The following is a 22,827-nucleotide window of genomic DNA, read 5'->3' as shown; positions in this document are numbered from 1 at the left end:
AACTTTGCCGGGCCGGCGTTATGGCAACAGCGTGACGGCAGGCAAATTTATCAAAGGGGAGCTCCTGATGGTCGGGGCTCCTTTTTAGTTTTTGTATTTACATTGCTCGACCGGCGATGGAAGCCGGATTTTCTTTCAGGCGAAGGTCTTTGCTTCAAAATGGACCTTGGGGAACCATTCCCCTTCAAAAATCACAGGTCTATGGTCGTTTTTTTGCCGCAACCCCTGATCTTTACTTGTAATTGCAAGCATCCTCCCTTATACTTTGGTTGGTACCTGGTATTAAAAACAGCTCGTAAACATATGGATGCGAATAAAGACGCACTGGGGGTGTTGAGCATCGCCCGCTTGCCAAAAAAAGACCGCCAGAATCGTCTGGTGCAGTTTCTGCAGGAGAATCCTTTTGCCACTGACGAGGATCTGGCTGAGTTATTTCAGGTCAGTATTCAAACAATACGGTTAGACCGTTTGGAACTTGGAATACCGGAGCTGCGCGAGCGTATCAAGTCCGTTGCCGAAAAAAATCTCGACCCGGTAAAATCGCTTGGGATCGATGAAGTGATTGGCGACGTGGTTGACCTTCAACTGGACGTACAGGCAATCTCTGTACTTGAAATTAAAGAAGAGCATGTTTTTGCTCGGACACAAATCGCTCGAGGCCACTACATATTTGCGCAAGCCAATTCACTGGCAGTCGCTGTCATCGATGCCGATGTGGCTTTGACCGCGACTGCACGCATTCGCTTTGTCCGCCCGGTCAGACTGGGCGAAAAGCTGGTAGCCAAAGCGGTCGTACGAAATCGCGATGGCGATGAATGCAAGGTTCGCGTCGAAACAAAGGTGCAGGGAGAGCTCGTTTTTACAGCGACATTCCGAGTCGTCGGGATGTCAAATGTCAGCACGAGAAATATATGAGCAAACAAGGAGGGACACGGATGCGAATCGCATTGGATGCGATGGGAGGAGACAACGCTCCGCGAAGCGCTGTACTGGGCGCATGGGAGGCAGTCAAAGAGAATCCGGCTTTAACGGTGGTGCTGGTGGGAGACGAGGAAGCCATACGGCGTGAACTGCCTGGAGAGCTTCCGTCCGGTTTGGAAATCCACCATACGTCGGAAATCATTGAGGCTGATGATGAACCGGTGCGGGCCGTCCGGCGAAAAAAGGATTCGTCTCTCGTCGTAACGGTGCAGCTTGCCAAGGAAGGCAAGGTAGATGCTGCGATTTCGGCAGGAAATACGGGTGCGCTTATGACAGCCGGACTTCTGCTGTGCGGAAGAATGGAAGGAATCGAACGGCCTGCGCTTGCTGCCTTTATCCCCAACATCAAAGGAAGGGTCACGTTGGCGCTTGATGTTGGAGCCAATATGGACGCCAAGCCGCAGCATCTCTATCAATACGCAATCATGGGAAGCCTGTACGCGGAAAAGGTGCTTGGCTTTGAACGTCCCCGCGTGGGGCTGTTGAACGTCGGGACGGAAGAAGGCAAGGGAAACGAGCTGACAAAAGCCGTTTACGGAATGCTCGTGGATGCCGATTTGCATTTCATCGGAAATGTGGAGTCCCGCGATGTCATGCAGGGCGAGTGCGACGTGCTTGTTTCTGACGGCTTTGTTGGAAACGTGCTGTTAAAAGCAATGGAAGGCACGGCAGCGACAATCTTTTCTGTCTTGAAGCAGGAATTTACTTCCAGTTTGATTAATAAAGTAGGGGCGGCTATTCTAAAACCGGGTCTGGTCCGGTTCCGCAAACGGATGGATTACGCGGAATACGGAGGAGCACCGCTTTTGGGATTGCGGCGACCAGTCATCAAGGCGCACGGCTCGTCAGACGAACGAGCGGTCAAAAATGCGATAGCCAGTGGCGTACGTTTCGTTTCACAGGATGTGAACGGGTACATTCAGGACGCCTTGCAGAAAAATACACCGGGAGAAAGTGAGTGAGAACAGATGAAAGGAACGCGTTCGGTTGGAATTTTGGCGACAGGCTCCTATACACCTGAGAGAGTGCTGACCAACTTTGATCTGGAAAAAATGGTGGAAACCTCGGATGAATGGATCGTGAGCCGCACGGGTATCCGGGAACGCCGCATTTGCGGACCGGAGCAGGCTTCTTCCGATTTGGCCCTGGAAGCCGCGAAAAAAGCGCTGGCCAAAGCGAATATCAGTCCGGAACAGCTTGACATGATTATTGTGGCTACGGTTACGCCTGACACGATGTTCCCATCGACAGCCTGCATCTTGCAAGAAAAGCTGGGGGCGAAAAAAGCGGCGGCACTGGATGTTTCGGCTGCGTGTACCGGATTTTTGTACGGGATTGCAACGGGAAGCCAGTTCATCGCCAACGGACTGTACCGTTATATCCTCGTCGTAGGGGTGGAGACGCTCTCCAAAATCACCAACTACAAGGACCGCAATACATGCGTTTTGTTCGGAGACGGTGCAGGGGCTGCGGTACTCGGACCGGTCAAGGATGGTCTCGGGTTCCAGGCATTTGAGCTGGGGGCAGACGGATCGGGCGGCGCACTTCTGTCTCAACCGGCTGGCGGTTCCCGAATCCCGGCTTCCGCCGAATCCATTGAAAACAATCTCCACTACATTTCGATGGCTGGCGGAGAAGTGTTCAAGTTTGCGGTGCGTGTCATGAACTCCGCAACGGAAGCCGTGCTGGAAAAATCGGGTGCCTCCAAGGAAGACATCGACCTGCTGGTGCCGCATCAGGCAAACAAGCGCATCATTGACTCGGCGATTCAACGCTTCGGCCTCTCCGAAGATAAAGTGGCCATTAACCTGGACCGCTACGGAAACATGTCTTCCGCATCGATCCCTGTTGCGCTGGACGAAGCGATCCAGGAAGGGCGGCTGAAGGAAGGAGACAACGTGATTCTCGTCGGCTTTGGCGGCGGACTCACCTGGGGTGCGACTTTGCTTAAATGGTCGACCCAAGAAGCGGAAGGAGGAGAAAAGTAATGGGTAAGGTGGCATTTGTGTTCCCGGGACAGGGGTCTCAATTTGTCGGGATGGGCCAGGCGCTGTCGCAACAGTCAGATGCCGCACGGCGCATTTTTGAACAAGCCGATGAAGCGCTCGGTTTTTCCCTCTCTCGTCTTTGCTTTGAAGGTCCGGAAGAAGAGCTTCGCCTGACGGCCAATACACAGCCGGCCATTTTGACGGCAAGTGTAGCCGTACTGGAGGCGCTTCGGGAAAAGAAAGCGGATATGAAGGTTGATTTTTATGCGGGTCATAGCTTGGGCGAATATTCTGCGCTGGTGGCGGCAGGAGCCCTGTCCTTCACGGACGCGGTGAAAGTCGTACGGGCACGCGGCCAGTTCATGGAGGAAGCCGTTCCAGCAGGCCAGGGCGCCATGGCAGCCGTTCTCGGGATGGAGCGCGGAGCCCTGCATGCTGTTTGCGAGGAAGTCAGCGGTGCCGGGAACCCTGTCCAACTAGCCAATATGAACTGCCCTGGACAGATCGTTATTTCCGGATCGGCTGAGGGCGTAAAGCTGGCAGGCGAAAAGGCCAAAGCAGCCGGAGCCAAGCGGGTACTGCCGCTTAACGTAAGCGGACCGTTTCACTCCAGTCTGATGCAGCCTGCGGCCGATAAGCTTCAGTCTGTGCTCGCAGAAGTCAGCGTACAGGCTGCTTCTGTGCCGGTAGTGGCGAACGTCTCGGCTCGTCCTGTTTCGGATGCGGGAACCATTGTGGACAGCTTGATCCAACAGGTAGCGGCCCCTGTATTGTGGGAAGATACCATTCAATGGATGGTCGAGCAGGGGGTCACAACCTTCGTTGAGGTAGGTCCAGGAAAAGTTTTGGCAGGCTTGATCAAAAAAATCGCCCCGGCCGAGACGAAAATCGTCTCCGTACAGGATATGGAATCGCTGACGGAGCTGTTGAACGGAGGTATCCTATGATCACAGGAAAAACGGCGCTCGTTACGGGTGCTTCCCGGGGAATTGGGCGTGCGATCGCCTTGACTCTGGCTGAAGCGGGAGCCAATATCGTGGTGAACTACTCAGGCAGTGAAGCGGCTGCGGCCGAAACCGTTGCCAAGGTGAAAGAGCTGGGCCGCGACGCGATTATGGTACGGGCGAATGTAGCCGATGCCGAAGAAGTAAACAATATGTTTAAAGAGGCTTTGGATCACTTTGGAACCATTGACATCCTCGTCAACAATGCGGGAATTACCCGCGACAATTTGCTGATGCGGATGAAAGAAGAGGAATGGGACGATGTGATCGCGATCAATCTCAAAGGCGTGTTCAACTGTATCAAGGCAGCGACCCGCCCGATGATGAAGCAGCGATCCGGCCGGATTATCAACATCACGTCCGTTGTCGGTGTGATGGGCAATCCGGGCCAGGCCAACTACGTGGCCGCAAAAGCGGGCGTGATCGGACTGACGAAGACCTCTGCGCGTGAGCTTTCCTCCCGCGGTATCACGGTAAATGCGGTCGCTCCCGGTTTTATCGATACCGATATGACCGCCGCTTTGCCGGAAGACGTGAAATCGTCGATGCTGGGTCAAATCCCGTTGGGCCGTTTCGGACAGGCCGAGGACATCGCCCGCGTCGTTCTGTTCCTGGCTTCAGATGCTGCTGGCTATATGACCGGACAGACGCTTCACGTTGACGGCGGTATGTACATGTAACAAAGAGCCTGCTAGTTTTTCATAGGCTCATCCACTATAATTACGGGGAGAGGGGGTGAAGCAAAATGGCAGATACATTTGATCGTGTGAAAAAAATCATCGTAGATCGTCTGGGTGTAGATGAGTCCAAAATCACTTTGGAGGCTTCTTTCAAAGAAGATCTTGGTGCTGACTCCCTGGATGTTGTTGAACTGGTAATGGAACTGGAAGACGAATTCGATCTGGAAATTTCCGACGAAGACGCTGAAAAGATCACTACTGTTGGTGAGGTTGTTTCCTACATAACAGCTAACAAGTAGTTCCATTCAGTGGAAGTCCCGCATGGTCGGGGCTTCCCCCTTCCTTTCTCCATTTCCGATCGCAGTTCAACCCCTAAAAAGCAACAAGGAAGCGTATGGCTGACTTCATTATAGAGGTGATACCTTATGAAACGCAGAGTGGTGATTACCGGCGTTGGCGTTGTTTCGCCGCTTGGCAATGACGCGACGACATTCTGGAATAGCTTGCTGGAAGGAAAGTCGGGCATTTCACCGATTACTTCTTTCGATGCCTCTGACTACCCGACGCAAATTGCAGGGGAAGTCAAAGATTTCAATCCAGAAGACTATATGGATAAAAAAGATATTCGACGTACAGACCGATTCGTTCAGTTTGGACTGGCTGCTGCCAAGATGGCTGTGGAGGACGCCAAGCTGGAAATCACAGCTGAAAATGCCGAACGTGTTGGTGTATACATCGGATCAGGCATCGGGGGGCTCAGCACTTGGGAGGAGCAGCATCAGGTGCTGCTGGAAAAAGGGCCGCGCCGCGTCAGCCCGTTCTTTATCCCGATGCTTATCGCGAATATGGCTTCTGGAGCCGTGTCCATTCAATACGGAGCCAAAGGGCCTACTTCCAGTGCGATTACCGCATGTGCGACTGGAACGAACGCGATTGGCGACGCGCTTCGCCTGATCCAATACGATCAAGCGGATGTCATGATCACCGGGGGCGCAGAAGCGACGATCCGTCCGATGGCGTTTGCCGGCTTTTGTTCTGCCAAGGCTATGTCTACGCGAAATGACGAACCGACGAAGGCCAGCAGGCCGTTTGACCGCGACCGCGACGGATTTGTCATGGGCGAGGGTGCGGGCGTGCTTATTCTCGAAGAGCTTGAGCACGCGAAAAAACGCGGGGCTACCATTCTCGCAGAGGTGATCGGCTACGGCATGAGCGCGGACGCCCATCACATCACCGCTCCATCACCGGGAGGCGAGGGTGCTGCCCGCTGCATGAAGAACGCACTGAGAGACGCAGGTATCGAACCTTCCGAAGTGGAGTACATTAATGCACACGGTACTTCCACGGGTCAAGGGGACATTGCGGAAACGATGGCGATCAAGGAAGTGTTTGGCGAGCATGCATACAAGCTTGCAGTCAGCTCGACCAAATCGATGACGGGGCACCTGCTCGGTGCAACAGGCGGGGTAGAAGCGATTGCAACGGCGTTCGCGCTCCGTGATCAAATCTTGCCGCCGACGATTAATCTGGAGAACCCCGATCCAGAGTGCGATCTGGATTATGTACCGAATGAAGCACGCAAGGCGAAGGTGAATGTGGCCCTTTCCAATACGTTTGGATTTGGCGGTCACAACGCAACCATTATTTTAAAGCGTTACGAGGCATAAATGGTCCCTGCTCACAAGAAGAGTAGGAAGTCTTCGGGGATGGTGGTGAGGGTGATGAATTTCGCCGAGCTGCAAGAAACCATTGGCATCCGGTTTCGCGACGAGAGTGTTTTGCGGCAAGCGTTCACCCATTCTTCTTACGTCAACGAGCAACGCGGCAAGCGTATACAGGATAACGAGCGGCTGGAGTTTCTCGGCGACGCTGTCCTGGAGCTTACCGTTTCCCAGTTCCTGTATAAAACTTTTCCCAAGATGAGCGAGGGCGAAATGACCAAGCTTCGAGCAGCGATCGTCTGCGAGCCCTCACTCGTAAAGTTTGCTGAGCTGCTTCGCTTTGGTGAGCTCGTTCTCTTGGGAAAAGGGGAAGAATTGACGGGTGGCCGGCAGCGGCCCGCTCTGTTGGCAGATGTGTTTGAAGCATTTATCGGAGCGCTTTACCTGGACCAAGGTCTGGATGCGGTTTTCACCTTTATGGAAAAATACGTTTATCCGCGCGTGGATAAAGGGGAGTTTACCAACCTGACGGACTTCAAGAGCCAGCTCCAGGAATTTGTTCAGCAGGATAACCTGGGTGAAATCAACTACCGCATATTGGAAGAAAAAGGCCCTGCTCACAACCGTGAGTTTGTGTCCGAAGTGCTTTTGAACAATCGGTCGCTGGGTGTTGGCACAGGCCGTTCCAAGAAAGAAGCGGAACAACAGGCAGCCGCAAAAGCATTGATTCTACTCGGTGCCAAGTAATACGGAAAATGAGTATGAAGGAGAGTGAGGAAGCGCCTGTGCTTGTCTCGCTCTTTTTTCATATGGTTTGTAGAAGCGTACAGCAAAGGCTCCATCTGTCAGGACGGAGAAAGATACCGCTCGATTGCAGTTATATGGTACACTATAAAGGGAATGTCCTAGAAAAAATCTTGCGCTCCTGTCCCAGGCAGGAGCTTTCTTTTAGAACGCTATTCAAGTAGTGACAGTTTCTTTGTAGAGCTTCAAAACAGGAGCTTTTTTGGTAGGAGGACCATTCGTATGTATTTGAAACGCCTGGAACTGGCAGGGTTCAAATCGTTTGCAGACCGGACAGAGCTTGAATTTGTCCCTGGTGTCACCGCTGTAGTCGGACCAAACGGCAGCGGCAAAAGCAACGTCTCGGACTCGATCCGCTGGGTGCTCGGCGAACAGAGCGCCAAGTCTCTTCGCGGAGCCAAGATGGAAGACATCATTTTTGCCGGCAGCGACTCGCGAAAACCGGTAAATTATGCAGAAGTGACCTTAACGCTGGACAATACCGACAGGTCTCTCGACGTGGAGTATTCGGAAGTATCCGTGACCCGTCGGGTGTATCGTTCGGGCGATAGCGAATATTACATAAATAAACGAGCGTGCCGGCTCAAGGACATTATGGAGCTGTTCATGGATACCGGGCTCGGAAAAGAAGCATACTCGATCATCGGACAAGGAAAGATCGAGGAAATCCTCAGCACGAAATCCGAAGACCGCCGCGGCATTTTCGAAGAGGCGGCAGGGATCGTCAAATACAAGAGCCGCAAGCGGGAAGCAGAGAAAAAGCTGGATGAAACGGAACAAAATCTCGTTCGTATTCATGATATTGTCAGCGAGATAAACGAGCAGGTCGGCCCTTTGAAAGAACAGGCCGAAACCGCACGTACCTATAAGCAATTGCATCAGACACTGGTTGAGCATGAAATCTCCCTTTACGTACAGCAGATCGAAGCCGCCCATGCGAAGTGGGAGGAAGCGGGAAGACGCGTCCAGGAGCTTCAGGAAGAGCTGGCCGGACAGTCGGCGCAGGCAGCCTCCAGAGAAGCCGATCTGGAGAAGGCGAAGTTTCACGTCAGCCAGATAGATGAATCGATTGAGGAGTTGCAGCAGGTTCTCTTGACCGTCAGTGAGGAGACGGAAAAAGTAGAGGGGCAGCGGGAAGTGTTGAAAGAAAGGCTGCGCAACCTGGCAGCCAATCGCTCGCAAACAATCGAGCAGCTTCACCGCATTACGGAAAAGCAGCACGCCGTGGAAGCGGAACTAGAGGGAGAGCTGGCCCGCAAGGAAGAGACAAGCAAGCGGCTCTCGGAAGCCCAAGCTGCCCTGCGCGAGGCGGAGAACCAGTTTTACGCCATGGTCCAATCGCTGACCGACGACGTAGAGCGGCTAAAGGGCGACTACTTTGAAAAAGTAAACGATCTGGCCAATTTGCGAAATGAGATTCGCCATCAGCAGCAGCTACTGCAGACAGGCCTTGCCCGTGCAGAAAGACTTTCGAGCGAGAAAGAGCGGCTTGACCAGGAGGAAGCGACCCGGATCGGAAAAATCGAAGAGCTTCGGGGGCAGCTTCGGGAGATCGAAGCGGCACTTGAGGAGACGCTGGCCCGCTACAAGGAATCGCTCGAACGGATTCGCGAGGGACAAGCCCGGTTGGAGACGGCCCGGCGCGAGCTGAGGCAGGCGGAGCAGCGCAAAGAAGCGATCCGTTCCCGCTTGGATATGCTCAAGGAAATGCAGGCTGACTTTGCCGGCTTCCAGCAAGGGGTAAAGGAAATATTGAAGGCCCGGGAACGCGGATTTCAAGGCATTCACGGCGCCGTGGCGGAGCTGGTTGTCGTACCGGAGAAATACGAGACAGCGATGGAAGTGGCCCTTGGCGGAGCGCTGCAAAACGTCGTGGTGGAAAATGAGGCTGCCGGCCGGGCTGCCATCGCTTATTTGAAGCAGCACAACGCGGGACGAGCTACCTTTCTCCCGCTGGATGTCATCCGTCCGCGCAGTCTGCAGCCGGAGGACAAGCGCCTTCTCGGCAAGGAGGCGGGCGTCGTCGGCATTGCCAGCGAACTGGTTTCCTATGATGCTGCGTATCGGACCATCGTAGAGTCACTGCTGGGAAATGTGATCGTGACAGAGTCTCTTGAACAGGCGAATCGCGTAGCCCGCACGATCGGGTACCGCTACCGGGTCGTGACTTTGGAAGGGGACATCGTCAACGCCGGGGGTTCCATGACGGGTGGCGCCTTGAAGAAAAACTCGACGAACCTGCTGGGGAGAAACCGTCAGGCTGAAGAGCTGGAAGCGCAAATGACCCAGATCGAAGAGGCCATTATTGGGCATACTACACTGGTGGAAAATGTAACCAAAGAGCTGCTTCAGATCGAGCAGGAGCAGGAGCAGCTGCGCAATCAGGGAGAACAGCTTCGCCTCAAGGAGCAGGAAGTGAAGGTCATCCTGCAACAGACAGAGGGAGAAGGGAAAAATCTCTCCGACCGGCTGCTCGTGGTCGATCAGGACATTGCCGGTTACGAACGGGAAATGAATGAAGCCCGCAAAAAGCTGGAGGAGCTGGAAGCAGCTCTCGCCCTGATGACGGAGGAAGAAAAAGCGCTGTCGGACCAGATTGCCGCTGCGGAAGCAAAGCGTCAGGAGCAACTGGAATCAAAAGAAGAGATGAATCAACGGATCACCAGCTTGAAGGTGCTGGATGCGCAGGTGAGCTCTGAGCATCAATCCCGCGTCGAGCAGGTAGAGAGATTGGAAGAGCAAAAGAAGACCCTGCAGCGCGAATGGGAAGAGCTGAATAAGACACTTGCTTCCTACGACGAGCTGGAGGCGACGAACGAAACAAGCAGTGCCGAGCTCGACCAGAAGATCGCCGAGCTGCGCCAGGATAAAGAGCGAGTCGCTTCGCTGATCCAGGAACGCCGCAGCGAACGCGCGACTCTGTACCATCGCCAGGAGCAGGTGGAGCTGGAGGTAAAAGAGATCCGCAAGCGGCTCAAAGCATTGGAAGACAGCCTGCATCAGGAGGAGGTCAAGGTCAACCGCTTTGACGTCGAACTGGATCACTTGTTGAATAAACTCTCCCAAGAGTACGAAATGAGCTATGATCTGGCCAAGCAAAAATATCCGCCGCGCGGCGAGATTGAAAGCGAGCAGCAAATCGTCAACCGCTTGAAGAAAGAAATTGCTGCGCTCGGTACAGTAAACCTCGGCGCGATTGAAGAATACGAACGCCTTTCGGAGCGACAGCAATTCCTCAGTGCCCAGGAAGAGGATTTGAATGAAGCCAAAGCGATGCTCTACCAGGTGATCGAAGAAATGGACCAGGAGATGTCCCGCAGGTTCAAGGAGACCTTTGACGCGATCCAGGAGCAGTTCCGGGACGTATTTGTCCAGTTGTTTGGCGGAGGCCGGGCCGATCTGGTATTATCCAATCCAGACAGTCTGCTCGATACGGGCATTGACATCGTCGCCCAGCCACCCGGCAAAAAGCTGCAAAATCTCGCCCTCCTCTCAGGGGGAGAACGCGCACTGACAGCGATGGCCCTGCTGTTTGCCATACTCAAGGTCAAGCCGGTGCCGTTCTGCGTGCTCGACGAGGTAGAGGCTGCGCTGGACGAGGCCAATGTCAACCGCTTTGCCGAATACATGCATCAATTCAGCGGTCAGACACAGTTTATTTGCGTGACTCACAGGAAAGGCACCATGGAGAGCGCCGATGTGCTGTACGGTGTCACGATGCAGGAGGGCGGCGTTTCCAAGATCGTTTCCGTCAAGCTGGAGGACACGCGCAAATATATCGAGTCGGCTTGAGAAGCCCGATAAAGCCAGTCATGTAAAGGCATGGCGCTTTTACTCAGACAGAAAAGGAAGATGAAGATGAGCTTTTTTAAACGCTTGCGGGATGCGATTGTACAAAAATCGGAAGCAGTCACGCAGAAGTTTACAGACGGATTGGCCAAGACCCGAGACCTCTTGGTGGAAAAGGTGGAGGATCTCGTCCGTCGCTACAAAAAAATCGATGAGAACTTCTTTGAAGAGCTGGAAGAAATTTTGATCACCGCCGATGTCGGGGTCAATACCGTCATGGAGCTGATCGACGAGCTCCGCTCCGAGGTTCGCAAGCAAAAGATCGAAGACGCGATGGACTTGCAGCCGATCTTGTCCGAGAAGCTGGTTGCCCTGCTGAAAAATGACGATTCCATGGACGCGGGCCTGAACATCGAGGACGGCCGCTTGAACGTCATCCTGTTTGTCGGCGTCAACGGCGTCGGAAAGACGACGACGATCGGGAAGATGGCGCATATGTTCAAGCAGCAAGGCAAAAAAGTGCTGCTGGCAGCCGGCGATACATTTCGCGCAGCCGCCATCGAACAGTTGGAAGTGTGGGGAGACCGCGTAGGCGTGGACGTGATCAAGCACCAGCAGGGAGCCGATCCCGCGGCCGTGATCTACGATGCAGTGCAGGCGGCAAAATCGCGGGGAGTGGACATCCTCCTGTGCGATACGGCGGGACGTTTGCAAAACAAAGTAAACCTGATGGAAGAGCTGAGCAAGGTCCACCGCGTCCTGCAGCGGGAATTGCCAGGAGCGCCGCATGAAGTGCTCCTCGTGCTCGATGCCACGACGGGACAAAATGCGCTCTCGCAAGCGAAAACGTTCGGAAAGTCTGCCGGCGTGACAGGGATTGTCCTCACAAAGCTGGACGGTACGGCAAAAGGCGGCATCGTCATCGCGATTCGCAACGAATTGAACATCCCGGTGAAATACGTGGGACTTGGCGAGAGGATGGACGACTTGCAGCCGTTTGACCCGGAACAGTTTGTCCACGCCTTGTTCGCCGGACTGATCGCGCAGGAGACAGAGGGCGAGCAGCAGCCGGAGGCTTGATCTTTCGCGTACAGGAACCGTAATTGTTGTTCCAAAAATCTTGTCAATAAAAAAGCTTGACAGTACATGGGGAATTAGGTAGTATAGGTATCGTGCTGTAAAGGAAAAAGTCTTTACAGGATGATTCGAGTACCTCTCAGCAAAGGATTGGTTACATGCTCGAAAAAACCAATCAAGTTAATCTCTTGTTTGACTTTTACGCACCGCTCCTCAAGGGCAAGCAGCGCGAATATCTGGAATTGTATTATCTGGACGATTTGTCGCTGGGCGAAATTGCCGAGATGCACGAGGTCAGCAGACAGGCTGTGTACGATCACATCAAGCGGGCAGAGAAACAGCTCTTCGAATACGAAGACAAGCTGCGTTTGTCGGCCCGGCATGAACAGCGGCAGGCTTTGCTGAACCGGATGGAGAGCATCGTCGAGGGACTTGCGGACAGCGGAGCGAGAGATGACTTGATGACTTTGCTCCACCAACTGTCAGAGATGGATTAGGAGGGCTCGTATGGCGTTTGAAAGCTTAGCCAGCCGGCTGCAGAGCGCATTTGACAAACTGCGCGGCAGAGGCAAGATCGACGAGGCCGTCGTCAGTGAGGCGATGCGCGAAGTCCGTCTGGCCCTGCTGGAAGCCGACGTCAACTTCAAGGTCGTAAAGGATTTCGTTGCTCGCGTAAAAGAGCGGGCAGTCGGGCAAGAGGTGCTCAAGAGCCTCACTCCCGGCCAGATGGTCATCAAGATCGTCAACGAAGAGCTGATCGAATTAATGGGCGGAAACGTCGCCCAATTGGCCGCGTCTCACCGACCGCCAACAGTCGTCATGATGGCTGGTCTGCAAGGAGCCGGTAAGACGACGACGACTGGCAAGCTGGCCAAGTACTTGCAAAAGCAAAATCGCAAACCGCTATTGGTTGCAGCCGACATTTACCGTCCGGCAGCCATCAAGCAGCTGCAGGTTTTGGGGGATCAACTGAACGTTCCCGTTTTCTCTCTGGGTGATCAGGTAAGTCCGGTCGAGATCGCCAAACAAGCGATCGACCATGCGAAAGCCAATCACCTCGACTATGTGATTATCGATACGGCGGGCCGGCTGCATATTGACGAAGCGCTGATGGAAGAGCTGAAGCAAGTGCGCGAAGTAGCCAGGCCGGACGAAATTTTGCTCGTAGTCGACGCGATGACAGGTCAAGATGCCGTCAACGTGGCAGAGAGCTTCAACAGCCAGTTGGAGCTGACGGGCGTGATTCTGACCAAGCTTGACGGCGATACGCGCGGCGGTGCAGCCTTGTCCGTAAAAGCAGTGACAGGCAAGCCGATTAAATTTGCCGCGATGGGCGAAAAGCTGGATGCTCTGGAGCCGTTTCACCCGGATCGCATGGCCTCCCGGATTCTCGGGATGGGCGATGTGCTCAGCCTGATCGAAAAGGCGCAGGAAGCCGTCGATGAAGAGAAGGCCAAAGAGATGGAACGCCAGATGCGCCAAGGGGAATTTACGTTTGACATGTTCCTCGACGCCATGCAGCAAATGCGCAACCTCGGACCTTTTGAGGACCTTCTCGGCATGATGCCGGGAATGAACAAGATGAAGGGCTCCGTAAAGGTGGATGAAAAACAGATTGCCCGTGTCGAGGCGATCGCCAAATCGATGACCAAAGAAGAGCGCTCCAACCCTGAGCTGCTCAACGCCAGCCGCCGAAAACGCATCGCGGCAGGCAGCGGGACAACGATTCAGGAAGTAAACCGGTTCATCAAGCAGTTTGACGAGATGAAAAAAATGATGAAGCAGTTTACCGGCGTCGCGGACAAGATGAAAAAGAAGGCGAAGAAAAAAGGCTTCGGACTTCCGTTCATGGGCAAAGGCGGCAATCAGGGAGGAAACAACTTCCCGTTCAATTTCAAGCCGCCATTTAAATAAGTGGGATGATCTCTTCGCCTCTTTTTGCAAAAGCAAGGGCGGCGATGGTTCAGATAAGCATTGCCAACGCATAGTTGATTGCGTTGATCCATATAGGAGGTGAACAACATGGCAGTTAAAATCCGTCTGAAGCGTATGGGTTCCAAGAAAGCTCCATTCTACCGTGTAGTTGTTGCTGACTCCCGTTCTCCGCGTGATGGCCGTTTCATCGAGGAAATCGGTTACTACAACCCGGTTGCTCAACCGGCTGTTGTGAACATTGACACTGAGAAAGCGGTGCAATGGATCCTGAACGGTGCAGCTCCGACTGATACCGTTCGCAACCTGCTCTCCAAAGCAGGCGTTATGGCGAAAGTACACGAAACGAAATACGGCAAGTAAGCCGTTCATCTGGAGGTCCGATGATGAAAGCACTGGTCGAAACGATCGCAAAGGCTCTCGTCGATCATCCTGATGAAGTTCGTGTCAATGCGGTGGAGAAAGAGCGCACGCTCGTCTACGAACTGTCGGTGCATCCCGATGATATGGGGAAGATCATCGGCAAGCAGGGGCGAATAGCGAAGGCTCTTCGCACTGTCGTGACCGCCGCATCTGTGCAAACGGACAAGCGGGTCACGGTTGAGATTGTCTAGGAAAGGCTGGGAGGTGTCCCAGTCTTTTTTCTATAGGTCCAGATGTCGACTAGTCCTTACGGGAGGAAATGGCAGACGTGCTCACGATCTTACGTACGGTCCAGGTGAAAATCGTTTTGACCGAAGCGTCTCGTGCCGCGCTAACCGAGCAGTACCAAAGGCAGCTTCGCCAACAGCAGGACGAATGGCAGCAGTGGGAGTTTCAGGCGAAAAAGCTTTTGGCTGATGCCCGCAAACGATCGGCAGACATGCTGCAGCAGGTACAGGAAAAAATTTCGCAGGAAGAGCGCCGCCGCCAGGAAAAGCAGGAGCATTTGCATGTACAGATGAGGCTGGTGGAAACCTTGCCTGCGGGTGCGGAATTGGACTATATGACGGTACAAAGCCCGGTTCAAATTGAAATTGGCGACGTTTGGGAAGAAAAAATGTCAGGAACGGTAATCCTGATAAAAGACGGTGTCGTTAACGAGATTAGAAACGGACCGCCGACTAACGGGTAAACAGCCGTGCTTCGTCACTGCTTGTACTCGAAACACAGGTTTTCGCGAACCGAAAGGAGGAACCGCATGAGTGAAAAGCGTTTCTATACCGTGGGAAAGCTGGTAAATACGCAAGGGCTGCGGGGAGAAGTCAGGGTCATTTCCACGACTGATTTCCCTGACGAGCGGTTTAAAAAAGGCAGCGAGCTGTATTTGTTCCACCCTTCCTTGGACAAGCCGATCACGCTTAAAGTAGCGACCCGCCGTTCCCACAAGGATTTTGAAATCCTTAGTTTTGAAGGGTACTCGTCTATCAACGACGTGGAGAAATACAAGGGCGGCGAACTGAAAATCCCGGACGATGCCCTGCTGGAGCTGGAGGAAGACGAATTTTACATACACCAGCTGGTAGGCTGTCTGGTGGTGACAGATACGGGAGAAGAGCTGGGAAAAATCGTCGATGTCCTCCAGCCCGGTGCCAATGACGTATGGGTCGTAAAAGGGAAGCGCGGAGAAATCCTTTTGCCGTATATTGACGATTGCATCAAGGAAGTCGATATTGCCGGCAAACGCGTTGTCTGCCACCTGATGGAAGGCTTGCTGTAGAGGAGGACAATGGGTGCGAATTGACATATTGACACTGTTTCCCGAAATGTTCGAAGGAGTCTTGGGGAGCAGCATTCTCGGCAAGGCCAAGGAAAAGGGAATCGTGGACTTTCACGTGACAAACTTTCGGGAGTTTTCCGAGAGCAAGCACGGTACCGTGGACGATACGCCATACGGCGGCGGCGGGGGCATGGTTCTCAAGCCGGAACCGTTGTTTCGGGCTGTCGAGGCAGTAACCGCTGAGGCGAAGCCTCGGGTTATCCTCATGTGTCCGCAAGGCAAGCCGTATCGACAAAAGCTGGCGGAGGAGCTGGCCCGTGAAGAGCACCTGGTGTTTATATGCGGGCACTACGAAGGCTATGACGAACGCATCCGCCAATATCTCGTGACCGATGAAATATCGATCGGCGACTACGTGCTGACAGGTGGCGAGCTGGCTGCCATGGTCGTCATCGACAGTGTCGTCCGCCTCCAACCCGGGGCTTTGGGCAATGAGAGCTCGGCTGTGGAGGATTCCTTCACCACCGGATTGCTGGAGCATCCTCACTATACGCGCCCGGCTGAGTTCCGCGGGTGGAAGGTGCCTGATATTTTGCTCTCGGGCCACCATGCCAATATTGTTCGCTGGCGGATGAAGGAATCCCTGAGGAGAACAAAAGAGCGCAGGCCCGACCTGCTGGCTGCTATGGAAATGACCGAGGACATGCAGAAGCTGCTGCGCGAGCTGGAACAAGAGGAAAAAAATTCGGGCTTGTCTAAGGAATAAACCTTGTAGTTTGCAGATCAATATGCTAATATACTTCTTGTGGCAATTTTGCCCGCTGACTAAGGCGGTCCGCTACTCGTATCCCGGTTTTCATGCCGGCTATTGATAGACGAGTAAGAACGTCTGATCGGAAGGAGGGAATTGAGGATGAACCAAGTAATTCGTGAATTGGAAAAAGAGCAACTGAAACAGGACATTCCTGCGTTCCGACCTGGTGACACTGTTCGTGTTCACGTTAAGGTTATCGAGGGTCAGCGCGAGCGTATCCAGCTGTTTGAAGGCGTTGTGATCCGCCGCCGTGGTACAGGTGTCAGCGAAACCTTCACTGTTCGTAAGATTTCTTACGGCGTAGGTGTTGAGCGTACGTTCCCGGTACACACTCCAAAGATCGACAAGATCGAGGTTGTGCGCCACGGTAAAGTTCGCCGTGCGAAACTGTACTATCTGCGCGATCGCGTTGGTAAGGCAGCCCGCATCAAGGAAATTCGTCGATAATAGCAAGTGTTCGATAGAAAAGGGGTCTGGCCTGCTAGCCGGGCCTCTTTTTCCATTGCAGAAGAATGGAGAAACCCTATTTCGGGGAACATACCGGCAGAAGCGGAGGGATCGAAATATGAGCGAAGAAGTCGCCTCCAGCCGAGCCAAAAACGAGACATGGGAATGGCTCAAGGCACTAGGCATAGCGATCATTTTGGCGTTTATCATCCGAACGTTTCTGTTCGCCCCCTTCATCGTAGACGGTGAATCGATGGAGCACACTTTACATAACAACGAAAAATTGGTGGTCAACAAAGCTATCTACTATTTCTCCGAGCCGAAGCGCGGCGATATTATCGTTTTCCACGCTGAGGAAAAACGGGATTATATCAAGCGGGTTGTCGCGGTAGCGGGAGATACGGTCGAAGCGAAAGATGACCAGTTATTGATAAACGGGAAAGTCGTAGACGAGCCCTACTTGGCCCAAAATCGCAAGGAAGCGGCGGAGAGGAAGATTCCGCTGACTGAGGATTTCGGCCCCTTCCAGATCGGCGAAGGACAAATTTTTGTGCTTGGCGATAATCGCCTGAACAGTCACGATAGCCGCGCCATCGGCCCAGTTGGGCTGGATCGCGTGGTGGGACGTGCCGAGTTTGTATTTTGGCCCTTCTCCGACATACGGGTAACCCGTTGATCGGACGAATATGTATGACAAAAAGGCAGGTGAGACGTCATGGCCATTCAGTGGTTTCCCGGACATATGGCAAAGGCCCGCAGACAGGTTACGGAGAAGCTGAAGCAGATTGACGTAGTAATCGAACTGCTTGACTCCAGGCTGCCGCTATCCAGCCGCAATCCGATGATCGACGAGATCGTGAGCGATAAACCGCGGCTGCTGCTGCTGAACAAAGCCGATTTGGCAGATGAGAAGGTAACGGAAGAGTGGGTTCGATACTTCCGGGAGCAAAACCTCCGCACCCTACCGATCGATGCACTGAGCGGGAAGGGTGTAAACAAGCTGCCCGAAGTCTGCAAGGAGCTGGCAGCAGATATGCTGGCCAAGCGAGCGGAGCGCGGCATGCAGGCCCGAGCGATCCGGATTATGATTCTCGGGATTCCAAACGTGGGGAAATCCTCGCTGATCAACCGACTGGCCAAGCGTGCCGTGGCGCAAACGGGTGACAGACCGGCTGTTACCAAGGCGCAGCAATGGGTAAAAATGGGCGACACCTTGGAGCTGCTCGATACGCCAGGGATTCTGTGGCCGAAGTTTGAGGATCAGATGGTCGGTCTTCGGCTGGCAGCGAGCGGCGCCATCAAGGATGAATTGATCGATTTTACGGAAGTGGCGCTCTTTGCGATCAGCTACATGATGCACTATTACCCGGAACGCTTGACAGAGCGGTTCAAGCTGAAGGAATTGCCCCAAGACCGGGTCACCATGCTCGAGGAAATCGGCAAAAAGCGCGGCTGCCTCATATCAGGCGGAGAAATCGACTATGACAAGGCAGCCGAATTGTTTTTGCGCGACCTGCGGTCAGGCAAATTGGGGACCGTTACGCTGGAGCGCCCCATCGATTGGGAAATGGAAGAACCGATCGGCAAGCCGCAAGCCCTCATTTAGGAGGCTTACAGATACACACCTGTCTATCCAATGGGTAGACGGGTTTTTTCGTAAATACATAGCGTAAGGTGATGGAATCAATGAATCTGGCCGAAATGTCGATAAAAGAAATACGGGATCTGCTAGAAAAAATGGACGAGGTCCCGAAAGATTTTTTACAATTGCTGAAAGAAGATAAACGAAAAGGCGTGCATGACCTTGTGCGCCACATGGAGCAAGCCAAGGCCAGACAGGAGAAGCTTGCCTGCCAGTGGGAGGAGATGACCACGTTTGAACGGTCGCTCCGGGCTGAGGGATATGAGCATCTTCTCGGCATCGACGAAGTAGGGCGAGGACCTCTGGCGGGGCCCGTAGTGGCTGCGGCTGTCTGTTTGCCGCCAGATTTTTACCTGCCTGGTTTGAATGATTCGAAAAAGTTGCCGGCTGCGACGAGAGAAGCATTTTACGAAGTCATTGCATCCAAAGCGGTTGCGGTCGGGATTGGCATCGTATCCGCCGAACGCATCGATGAGATCAATATTTTGGAAGCGACGAAAGAAGCGATGAAGCTGGCTATCGCAGATGCTTCGCTTGCCCCGGACGCTTGCCTGATCGACGCTGTTCAGTTGAAGGATCTGCCCTACAGGCAATTGCCGATCATCGGCGGAGACGGCAAAAGCGTCTCCATCGCGGCGGCCTCGGTCGTCGCAAAGGTGACACGAGACCGAATCATGGCAAAATACGCAGAAATCTATCCGCAATATGGCTTTGAAAAAAACGCTGGCTACGGTACGGCGGAGCATCTGGCGGCTCTGGAGCGCTGCGGTTCGACCCCGATCCATCGGAGGACGTTTACCGGGGTAAAGGCGCAGGCCTGACGCTCCGGCACCGGGCTTGCGATATAGGAGGCATGACATGTTTTCCCCTGCGCAAATGGTACAATCACTCATGCAGCGCACCGGCGCTGCGGCTCCCAAACCGATTGAGTTTACACCTGGCCAAGTATTTACAGGAGCGGTAGTGAGGACATATCCAGAAAATATGGCATTGGTCCAGATCGGGGGGATGCAGGTCCAGGCAAAGCTGGAAGCGAATCTGGAAGCAGGCCAGCGAGCCTGGCTTCAAGTCCAGCCGACCAGCGGTGTCATCACACTGAAGGTGCTGAACTCTCCGCAGGGTGGAACGGTCGCAGATGCATCCCTCGAAGGCTTGATGAGGTCTCTGGGCTTCGCGGAAACAAAAGAGAACCGAGCGATCGTCCAAGCACTGGTTTCGTCAAACCTTCCTGTAAATCGGGATGCTGTACAAAGCTATGCTGCCGTGACACAGCAGTTGGGAGCGGATCAGGGGACACTGGATGCGTTCCTGCTTGCCTTGAAGCGCAATCTACCGGTGACGCCCGACTCAATTGCAGGCTTGAAAGCATTTCTGTCAGAAAAGCCGCTCGCTCAAGTGATACAACATTTTTTGAACCAAGCCGACAGCTTTTTGCAATCTGAGGAACAAGGGGCGAATCGCTTCTCGCAAGACGGAAGCCAAGCAAGGCCTTCAGGCGGCAGTGGAGCGGGAAATGCGGCTGCCGATCTTCTGAACGCCCAGCTTCGGATGATTGTCGGACAGCTCCGCGATAAAGTCGCCAAACTGCCAGTCGCTTTGCCACATGGCGATGTGTCCGAATCACCGCAGCCAGCGTCAAATTCTGCAGCTATGGCCGGCCATGCAAAAGGAGCGGCGACTGGGCAGTTCGGCGAGCAGCAGTTGAGGACGCTGACAGAGCAGGTCTCGAGGTCTGGGAATCAGCCATTCAGCCAGCCACGAGCCGGAGGTCTGACCACTGCCGCCGACCAGCCTGCGGGCATATGGCAAGCGGAATCGAGCGGTACAGATACCGACAGAGCAGCATCCCTCCAGTCCTCGCAAACTCCGCGAAATGACCACCCGATTTTGGAGATGTTTCGTCAGTTGGGGCTTTCCCACGAGCGCGATGCGTTGGGACATGCGATGAAGGGTGCACAAGAAGCTCAGAGGCAACTGGAGTCTGTAAAGTCCCTGTTATTGCAGCTTGCCTCCAGTTCGCAAAACGGCATGCCTGCAGGTCTGCGCGATGCGGCAGACACTCTGCTGCAGCAAGTCACCGGACAGCAGCTCATGCTCGCACAGCCCTCCAATCAGCCGTTTGCACAAGTGGTCATGCAAATCCCTATCCGGACAAACGATGGCGAGGACACGGCCTATGTACAAATCGAGTCCAAGAAAAAAGGCGGAGGAGAGCTGGACCCGGAAAACTGCCGCCTGTTTTTCCATCTCGATCTAAATGCGATGGGCACGACCATGCTGGATGTCGGGATCGTCAACCGAATTGTGAATATCCAGGTGTTCAACAACAATGATTGGGTAGAACCGCTCGTCCAGAACATGCGAGAGGGTCTGGCTGACCAATTGCAAGGCATTGGCTATCAGCTCTCCTCCATGAGGGTACAGAGCATCCCGGACGCGGACGCGAAACGGACGGCCCCCCGGCTGGGCGGTAATAGTGGATACATGCTTGCAGACTACAAGGGGGTAGATTTTCGCGTATGAGCACCCCTCCCTTTGAAAGAGAAAAGCGAAAGCAAGCCGTTGCATTGCGTTATCAGGCTGGCGTGATGGAGGCGCCAACCGTTGTGGCCAAGGGCAAGGGCTACGTGGCGGAAAACCTGCTGAAGGCTGCCAAAGACAGCAATATTCCGATTCAGGAAGATCCATCACTGGTAGAAGTGCTGGGCAAACTCGATCTGAACCAGCAAATCCCTCCCGAGCTGTACCAGGTAGTAGCGGAAGTCCTCGCTTTCGTCTACCGTCTGGACAAAGGAGGGAAAAAGTTGGGGTGAATGATGCACGCCGTGAACTGGGCCATCGAGGCGAGCGCATGGCGGAAGCGTATTTGCAGCAAAAAGGGCTTCGGATCGTAGAACGGAATTACCGGACAGCGAGGGGAGAAATCGACCTGGTTGCTTGGGACGGGGATGTTCTTGTGTTCGTCGAGGTTCGTACTCGAAGCGGCCTGAGATACGGCTCTGCTTTAGAGTCAATTACATGGCAGAAGCAAAAAAAGCTAAGGGAGATGGCGCTCACGTACATGCAAGCGAAGATGATTTCGGTGAGACAGTTTCGCTTTGATGTAGTGGGGATCCAGTATCATACGGGCAAAGCGAACGATAGGGCCAATATGGACATTACGGTCCAAGCACCAGTCATTACCCATGTCGAGTATGCCTTTTAAAACCGAAAAACGGGCGCCAAATAGGCCGCCTACTGGGGATGCGTCTAAAGCAGAGGGCCGTTTGATCGCGTACTATGTACTGTACTCGACGCGATGAAACTCCTCCAAGCACCATCTCTTGACCTTCCGGCTTCGCCGGGGGGTATTTTTTTGTTCCCCTGAGCAGAGCATTCATTCCGCAACGGTCACTCCCTGTCCTTTGGAAAGGCATAATTCTGCTGTTCATAGCTTCCCAATCATTTCTCCAGTCATGGTCCTGGTAGAGAAATCACATCACGATCTGAATTACACCGGCAATTTATGCTCCGCGTAATAATTCTCGGCAATGGAGCGGCATTTGGCAAAATATTCCCCAGCGACATCCTCATCTTCGATCAAATCGGCAAGAATATCGGAAACAAAATCAAGGCAGTATGACAATGGCCAATGAAAATGACGGTTGTTCTTCATGATCTCTCCGTAATGCTTGAGGTAATTCTCCAGGAATACCGCAAAGACAAAATGATCCAGCAAATTGTTTTCCAGCAAGTATTCCCTTAACCCCATTTCTTTCACAAAGCTGTCAAACTGCCAGAGCCCCTCTTGGCCACATCCGATGCCGCCGCGAACGGCTGCGAGCTCCAAAGTTTCAGGACACCAACCGTACATTTTAATCAGTTCCTCGATATCCTGATATTCTGACACTTCGTGATCCATGTCGTGCCATTTTATGTACTCAGTGTAATAGGGGAGGTTAGCGACTGATAGCTTGGACAGATAAAAGGCTGCACTTCGTCCAGCAGGATTTTCTTCATCGAGCCAAACAGGTTTTGAGGATTTAACAAGATGTATCAATGCTTTGTGATAACGGATTGCCAAGTCCTCCAAACGAAAATCAAGAATCGCCTTTTCCCAAAACGCCGGTTCGCTGATTTCCTCCCCGGCCACGATGATTTCAAGGGAATACATATCATTTTGCGTCTTCCCGATATAGGGGATAAAGTCATGAATAAGTTTTTCAATGGCATGCGAGTATGTATCGGGAGTAGAGGTTTCTTCTACGTTCAGTGTAACAGTATGCGAACGGTATTTTTCCTCATAAGCGAAATTGAGCGAAATCAATGG

25 protein-coding genes are annotated in these 22,827 nt (G+C 53.4%); 24 read left to right on the top strand and 1 reads right to left on the bottom strand.

Features of this window, described 5'->3' with window-relative positions; genetic code table 11:
• Positions 1-330: 330 nt before the first annotated feature.
• The 24 genes from fapR to NSQ24_RS15970 all read left to right on the top strand — a co-directional run bounded on the left by fapR (position 331) and on the right by NSQ24_RS15970 (position 21,723).
• On the top strand, positions 331-915 hold the full coding sequence (fapR, locus tag NSQ24_RS16085) for a transcription factor FapR (RefSeq protein WP_024982983.1): 585 nt from the start codon (positions 331-333) through the stop codon (positions 913-915).
• The gene (gene plsX, locus NSQ24_RS16080; protein WP_322630262.1) at positions 816-1,943 is read left to right on the top strand and encodes a phosphate acyltransferase PlsX; all 1,128 of its coding nucleotides are present in this window, start codon (positions 816-818) and stop codon (positions 1,941-1,943) included. Before fapR ends, plsX begins: the two co-directional genes overlap by 100 nt.
• A 6-nt stretch (positions 1,944-1,949) precedes the next feature.
• Positions 1,950-2,969 carry a beta-ketoacyl-ACP synthase III gene (locus NSQ24_RS16075; protein WP_003386037.1) on the top strand — a complete coding sequence of 340 codons (1,020 nt, stop codon included), beginning with the start codon at positions 1,950-1,952 and terminating at the stop codon, positions 2,967-2,969.
• Positions 2,969-3,916, top strand: coding sequence for an ACP S-malonyltransferase (gene fabD, locus NSQ24_RS16070; RefSeq protein ID WP_003386036.1), 948 nt, complete (start codon positions 2,969-2,971; stop codon positions 3,914-3,916). Before NSQ24_RS16075 ends, fabD begins: the two co-directional genes overlap by 1 nt.
• Positions 3,913-4,653, top strand: coding sequence for a 3-oxoacyl-[acyl-carrier-protein] reductase (gene fabG, locus NSQ24_RS16065; RefSeq protein WP_003386035.1), 741 nt, complete (start codon positions 3,913-3,915; stop codon positions 4,651-4,653). Before fabD ends, fabG begins: the two co-directional genes overlap by 4 nt.
• A 65-nt stretch (positions 4,654-4,718) precedes the next feature.
• Positions 4,719-4,952 (top strand): acyl carrier protein, encoded by a 234-nt coding sequence (gene acpP, locus NSQ24_RS16060; RefSeq protein WP_003386034.1) that lies wholly within the window; start codon positions 4,719-4,721, stop codon positions 4,950-4,952.
• 126 nt (positions 4,953-5,078) lie between these two features.
• The gene (gene fabF, locus NSQ24_RS16055; protein ID WP_003386033.1) at positions 5,079-6,320 is read left to right on the top strand and encodes a beta-ketoacyl-ACP synthase II; all 1,242 of its coding nucleotides are present in this window, start codon (positions 5,079-5,081) and stop codon (positions 6,318-6,320) included.
• A 54-nt stretch (positions 6,321-6,374) separates the two neighbouring features.
• A complete protein-coding gene (gene rnc / locus NSQ24_RS16050; protein ID WP_277614074.1) occupies positions 6,375-7,061 on the top strand; it encodes a ribonuclease III in 687 nt (228 codons plus the stop codon).
• Between the two features lie 279 nt (positions 7,062-7,340).
• A complete protein-coding gene (gene smc / locus NSQ24_RS16045) occupies positions 7,341-10,910 on the top strand; it encodes a chromosome segregation protein SMC (RefSeq protein WP_339166207.1) in 3,570 nt (1,189 codons plus the stop codon).
• 66 nt (positions 10,911-10,976) lie between these two features.
• Positions 10,977-11,987 carry a signal recognition particle-docking protein FtsY gene (gene ftsY / locus NSQ24_RS16040; RefSeq protein WP_003386029.1) on the top strand — a complete coding sequence of 337 codons (1,011 nt, stop codon included), beginning with the start codon at positions 10,977-10,979 and terminating at the stop codon, positions 11,985-11,987.
• A 155-nt stretch (positions 11,988-12,142) separates the two neighbouring features.
• Positions 12,143-12,481 (top strand): putative DNA-binding protein, encoded by a 339-nt coding sequence (locus NSQ24_RS16035; protein WP_003386028.1) that lies wholly within the window; start codon positions 12,143-12,145, stop codon positions 12,479-12,481.
• 10 nt (positions 12,482-12,491) lie between these two features.
• Entirely contained in the window at positions 12,492-13,898 is a 1,407-nt protein-coding gene (gene ffh / locus NSQ24_RS16030) for a signal recognition particle protein (RefSeq protein WP_122958709.1), read from the top strand.
• Positions 13,899-14,006: 108 nt separating this feature from the next.
• The gene (rpsP, locus tag NSQ24_RS16025) at positions 14,007-14,279 is read left to right on the top strand and encodes a 30S ribosomal protein S16 (protein ID WP_003386026.1); all 273 of its coding nucleotides are present in this window, start codon (positions 14,007-14,009) and stop codon (positions 14,277-14,279) included.
• Between the two features lie 23 nt (positions 14,280-14,302).
• Positions 14,303-14,530: a KH domain-containing protein gene (locus tag NSQ24_RS16020; RefSeq protein ID WP_003386025.1), complete on the top strand. Its 228-nt coding sequence runs from the start codon at positions 14,303-14,305 to the stop codon at positions 14,528-14,530.
• Positions 14,531-14,598: 68 nt separating this feature from the next.
• The gene (locus tag NSQ24_RS16015; protein WP_003386024.1) at positions 14,599-15,030 is read left to right on the top strand and encodes a YlqD family protein; all 432 of its coding nucleotides are present in this window, start codon (positions 14,599-14,601) and stop codon (positions 15,028-15,030) included.
• Between the two features lie 66 nt (positions 15,031-15,096).
• Positions 15,097-15,615, top strand: coding sequence for a ribosome maturation factor RimM (gene rimM, locus NSQ24_RS16010; protein WP_024982988.1), 519 nt, complete (start codon positions 15,097-15,099; stop codon positions 15,613-15,615).
• 13 nt (positions 15,616-15,628) lie between these two features.
• Positions 15,629-16,381 (top strand): tRNA (guanosine(37)-N1)-methyltransferase TrmD, encoded by a 753-nt coding sequence (gene trmD, locus NSQ24_RS16005; RefSeq protein WP_003386022.1) that lies wholly within the window; start codon positions 15,629-15,631, stop codon positions 16,379-16,381.
• Positions 16,382-16,528: 147 nt separating this feature from the next.
• Positions 16,529-16,876 (top strand): 50S ribosomal protein L19, encoded by a 348-nt coding sequence (gene rplS / locus NSQ24_RS16000; protein WP_003386021.1) that lies wholly within the window; start codon positions 16,529-16,531, stop codon positions 16,874-16,876.
• Between the two features lie 118 nt (positions 16,877-16,994).
• Positions 16,995-17,552 (top strand): signal peptidase I, encoded by a 558-nt coding sequence (lepB, locus tag NSQ24_RS15995; protein WP_243014895.1) that lies wholly within the window; start codon positions 16,995-16,997, stop codon positions 17,550-17,552.
• A gap of 39 nt (positions 17,553-17,591) precedes the next feature.
• Positions 17,592-18,482, top strand: a complete 891-nt coding sequence (gene ylqF / locus NSQ24_RS15990) for a ribosome biogenesis GTPase YlqF (RefSeq protein WP_339166204.1) — start codon at positions 17,592-17,594, stop codon at positions 18,480-18,482.
• A gap of 80 nt (positions 18,483-18,562) precedes the next feature.
• On the top strand, positions 18,563-19,339 hold the full coding sequence (locus tag NSQ24_RS15985) for a ribonuclease HII (protein ID WP_339166202.1): 777 nt from the start codon (positions 18,563-18,565) through the stop codon (positions 19,337-19,339).
• A 37-nt stretch (positions 19,340-19,376) separates the two neighbouring features.
• Positions 19,377-21,041, top strand: coding sequence for a hypothetical protein (locus tag NSQ24_RS15980; RefSeq protein WP_339166201.1), 1,665 nt, complete (start codon positions 19,377-19,379; stop codon positions 21,039-21,041).
• Entirely contained in the window at positions 21,038-21,331 is a 294-nt protein-coding gene (locus tag NSQ24_RS15975) for an EscU/YscU/HrcU family type III secretion system export apparatus switch protein (protein ID WP_024982994.1), read from the top strand. The genes NSQ24_RS15980 and NSQ24_RS15975 overlap by 4 nt, the downstream gene beginning before the upstream one ends.
• The gene (locus NSQ24_RS15970; RefSeq protein WP_003386015.1) at positions 21,328-21,723 is read left to right on the top strand and encodes a YraN family protein; all 396 of its coding nucleotides are present in this window, start codon (positions 21,328-21,330) and stop codon (positions 21,721-21,723) included. Before NSQ24_RS15975 ends, NSQ24_RS15970 begins: the two co-directional genes overlap by 4 nt.
• A gap of 285 nt (positions 21,724-22,008) precedes the next feature.
• On the opposite strand, the gene NSQ24_RS15965 is transcribed toward NSQ24_RS15970, so the two are convergent.
• Entirely contained in the window at positions 22,009-22,824 is an 816-nt protein-coding gene (locus NSQ24_RS15965) for a hypothetical protein (RefSeq protein WP_031932920.1), read from the bottom strand.
• Between the last annotated feature and the right edge of the window lie 3 nt (positions 22,825-22,827).

Source organism: Brevibacillus sp. FSL L8-0520 (genome assembly GCF_037963895.1).
GTDB lineage: Bacteria > Bacillota > Bacilli > Brevibacillales > Brevibacillaceae > Brevibacillus > Brevibacillus borstelensis.
The sequence above is the reverse complement of the archived record's forward strand: the minus strand, read 5'-3'. Positions and strand labels throughout refer to the sequence as shown.

Coding starts and splice junctions, on each gene's coding strand:
- plsX (WP_322630262.1), top strand. CDS start 816: ATGCAAGGTTCGCGTCGAAACAAAGGTGCAGGGAGAGCTCGTTTTTAC.
- NSQ24_RS16075 (WP_003386037.1), top strand. CDS start 1,950: ATGAAAGGAACGCGTTCGGTTGGAATTTTGGCGACAGGCTCCTATACA.
- fabD (WP_003386036.1), top strand. CDS start 2,969: ATGGGTAAGGTGGCATTTGTGTTCCCGGGACAGGGGTCTCAATTTGTC.
- fabG (WP_003386035.1), top strand. CDS start 3,913: ATGATCACAGGAAAAACGGCGCTCGTTACGGGTGCTTCCCGGGGAATT.
- acpP (WP_003386034.1), top strand. CDS start 4,719: ATGGCAGATACATTTGATCGTGTGAAAAAAATCATCGTAGATCGTCTG.
- fabF (WP_003386033.1), top strand. CDS start 5,079: ATGAAACGCAGAGTGGTGATTACCGGCGTTGGCGTTGTTTCGCCGCTT.
- rnc (WP_277614074.1), top strand. CDS start 6,375: ATGAATTTCGCCGAGCTGCAAGAAACCATTGGCATCCGGTTTCGCGAC.
- smc (WP_339166207.1), top strand. CDS start 7,341: ATGTATTTGAAACGCCTGGAACTGGCAGGGTTCAAATCGTTTGCAGAC.
- ftsY (WP_003386029.1), top strand. CDS start 10,977: ATGAGCTTTTTTAAACGCTTGCGGGATGCGATTGTACAAAAATCGGAA.
- NSQ24_RS16035 (WP_003386028.1), top strand. CDS start 12,143: ATGCTCGAAAAAACCAATCAAGTTAATCTCTTGTTTGACTTTTACGCA.
- ffh (WP_122958709.1), top strand. CDS start 12,492: ATGGCGTTTGAAAGCTTAGCCAGCCGGCTGCAGAGCGCATTTGACAAA.
- rpsP (WP_003386026.1), top strand. CDS start 14,007: ATGGCAGTTAAAATCCGTCTGAAGCGTATGGGTTCCAAGAAAGCTCCA.
- NSQ24_RS16020 (WP_003386025.1), top strand. CDS start 14,303: ATGAAAGCACTGGTCGAAACGATCGCAAAGGCTCTCGTCGATCATCCT.
- NSQ24_RS16015 (WP_003386024.1), top strand. CDS start 14,599: ATGGCAGACGTGCTCACGATCTTACGTACGGTCCAGGTGAAAATCGTT.
- rimM (WP_024982988.1), top strand. CDS start 15,097: ATGAGTGAAAAGCGTTTCTATACCGTGGGAAAGCTGGTAAATACGCAA.
- rplS (WP_003386021.1), top strand. CDS start 16,529: ATGAACCAAGTAATTCGTGAATTGGAAAAAGAGCAACTGAAACAGGAC.
- lepB (WP_243014895.1), top strand. CDS start 16,995: ATGAGCGAAGAAGTCGCCTCCAGCCGAGCCAAAAACGAGACATGGGAA.
- ylqF (WP_339166204.1), top strand. CDS start 17,592: ATGGCCATTCAGTGGTTTCCCGGACATATGGCAAAGGCCCGCAGACAG.
- NSQ24_RS15985 (WP_339166202.1), top strand. CDS start 18,563: ATGAATCTGGCCGAAATGTCGATAAAAGAAATACGGGATCTGCTAGAA.
- NSQ24_RS15980 (WP_339166201.1), top strand. CDS start 19,377: ATGTTTTCCCCTGCGCAAATGGTACAATCACTCATGCAGCGCACCGGC.
- NSQ24_RS15975 (WP_024982994.1), top strand. CDS start 21,038: ATGAGCACCCCTCCCTTTGAAAGAGAAAAGCGAAAGCAAGCCGTTGCA.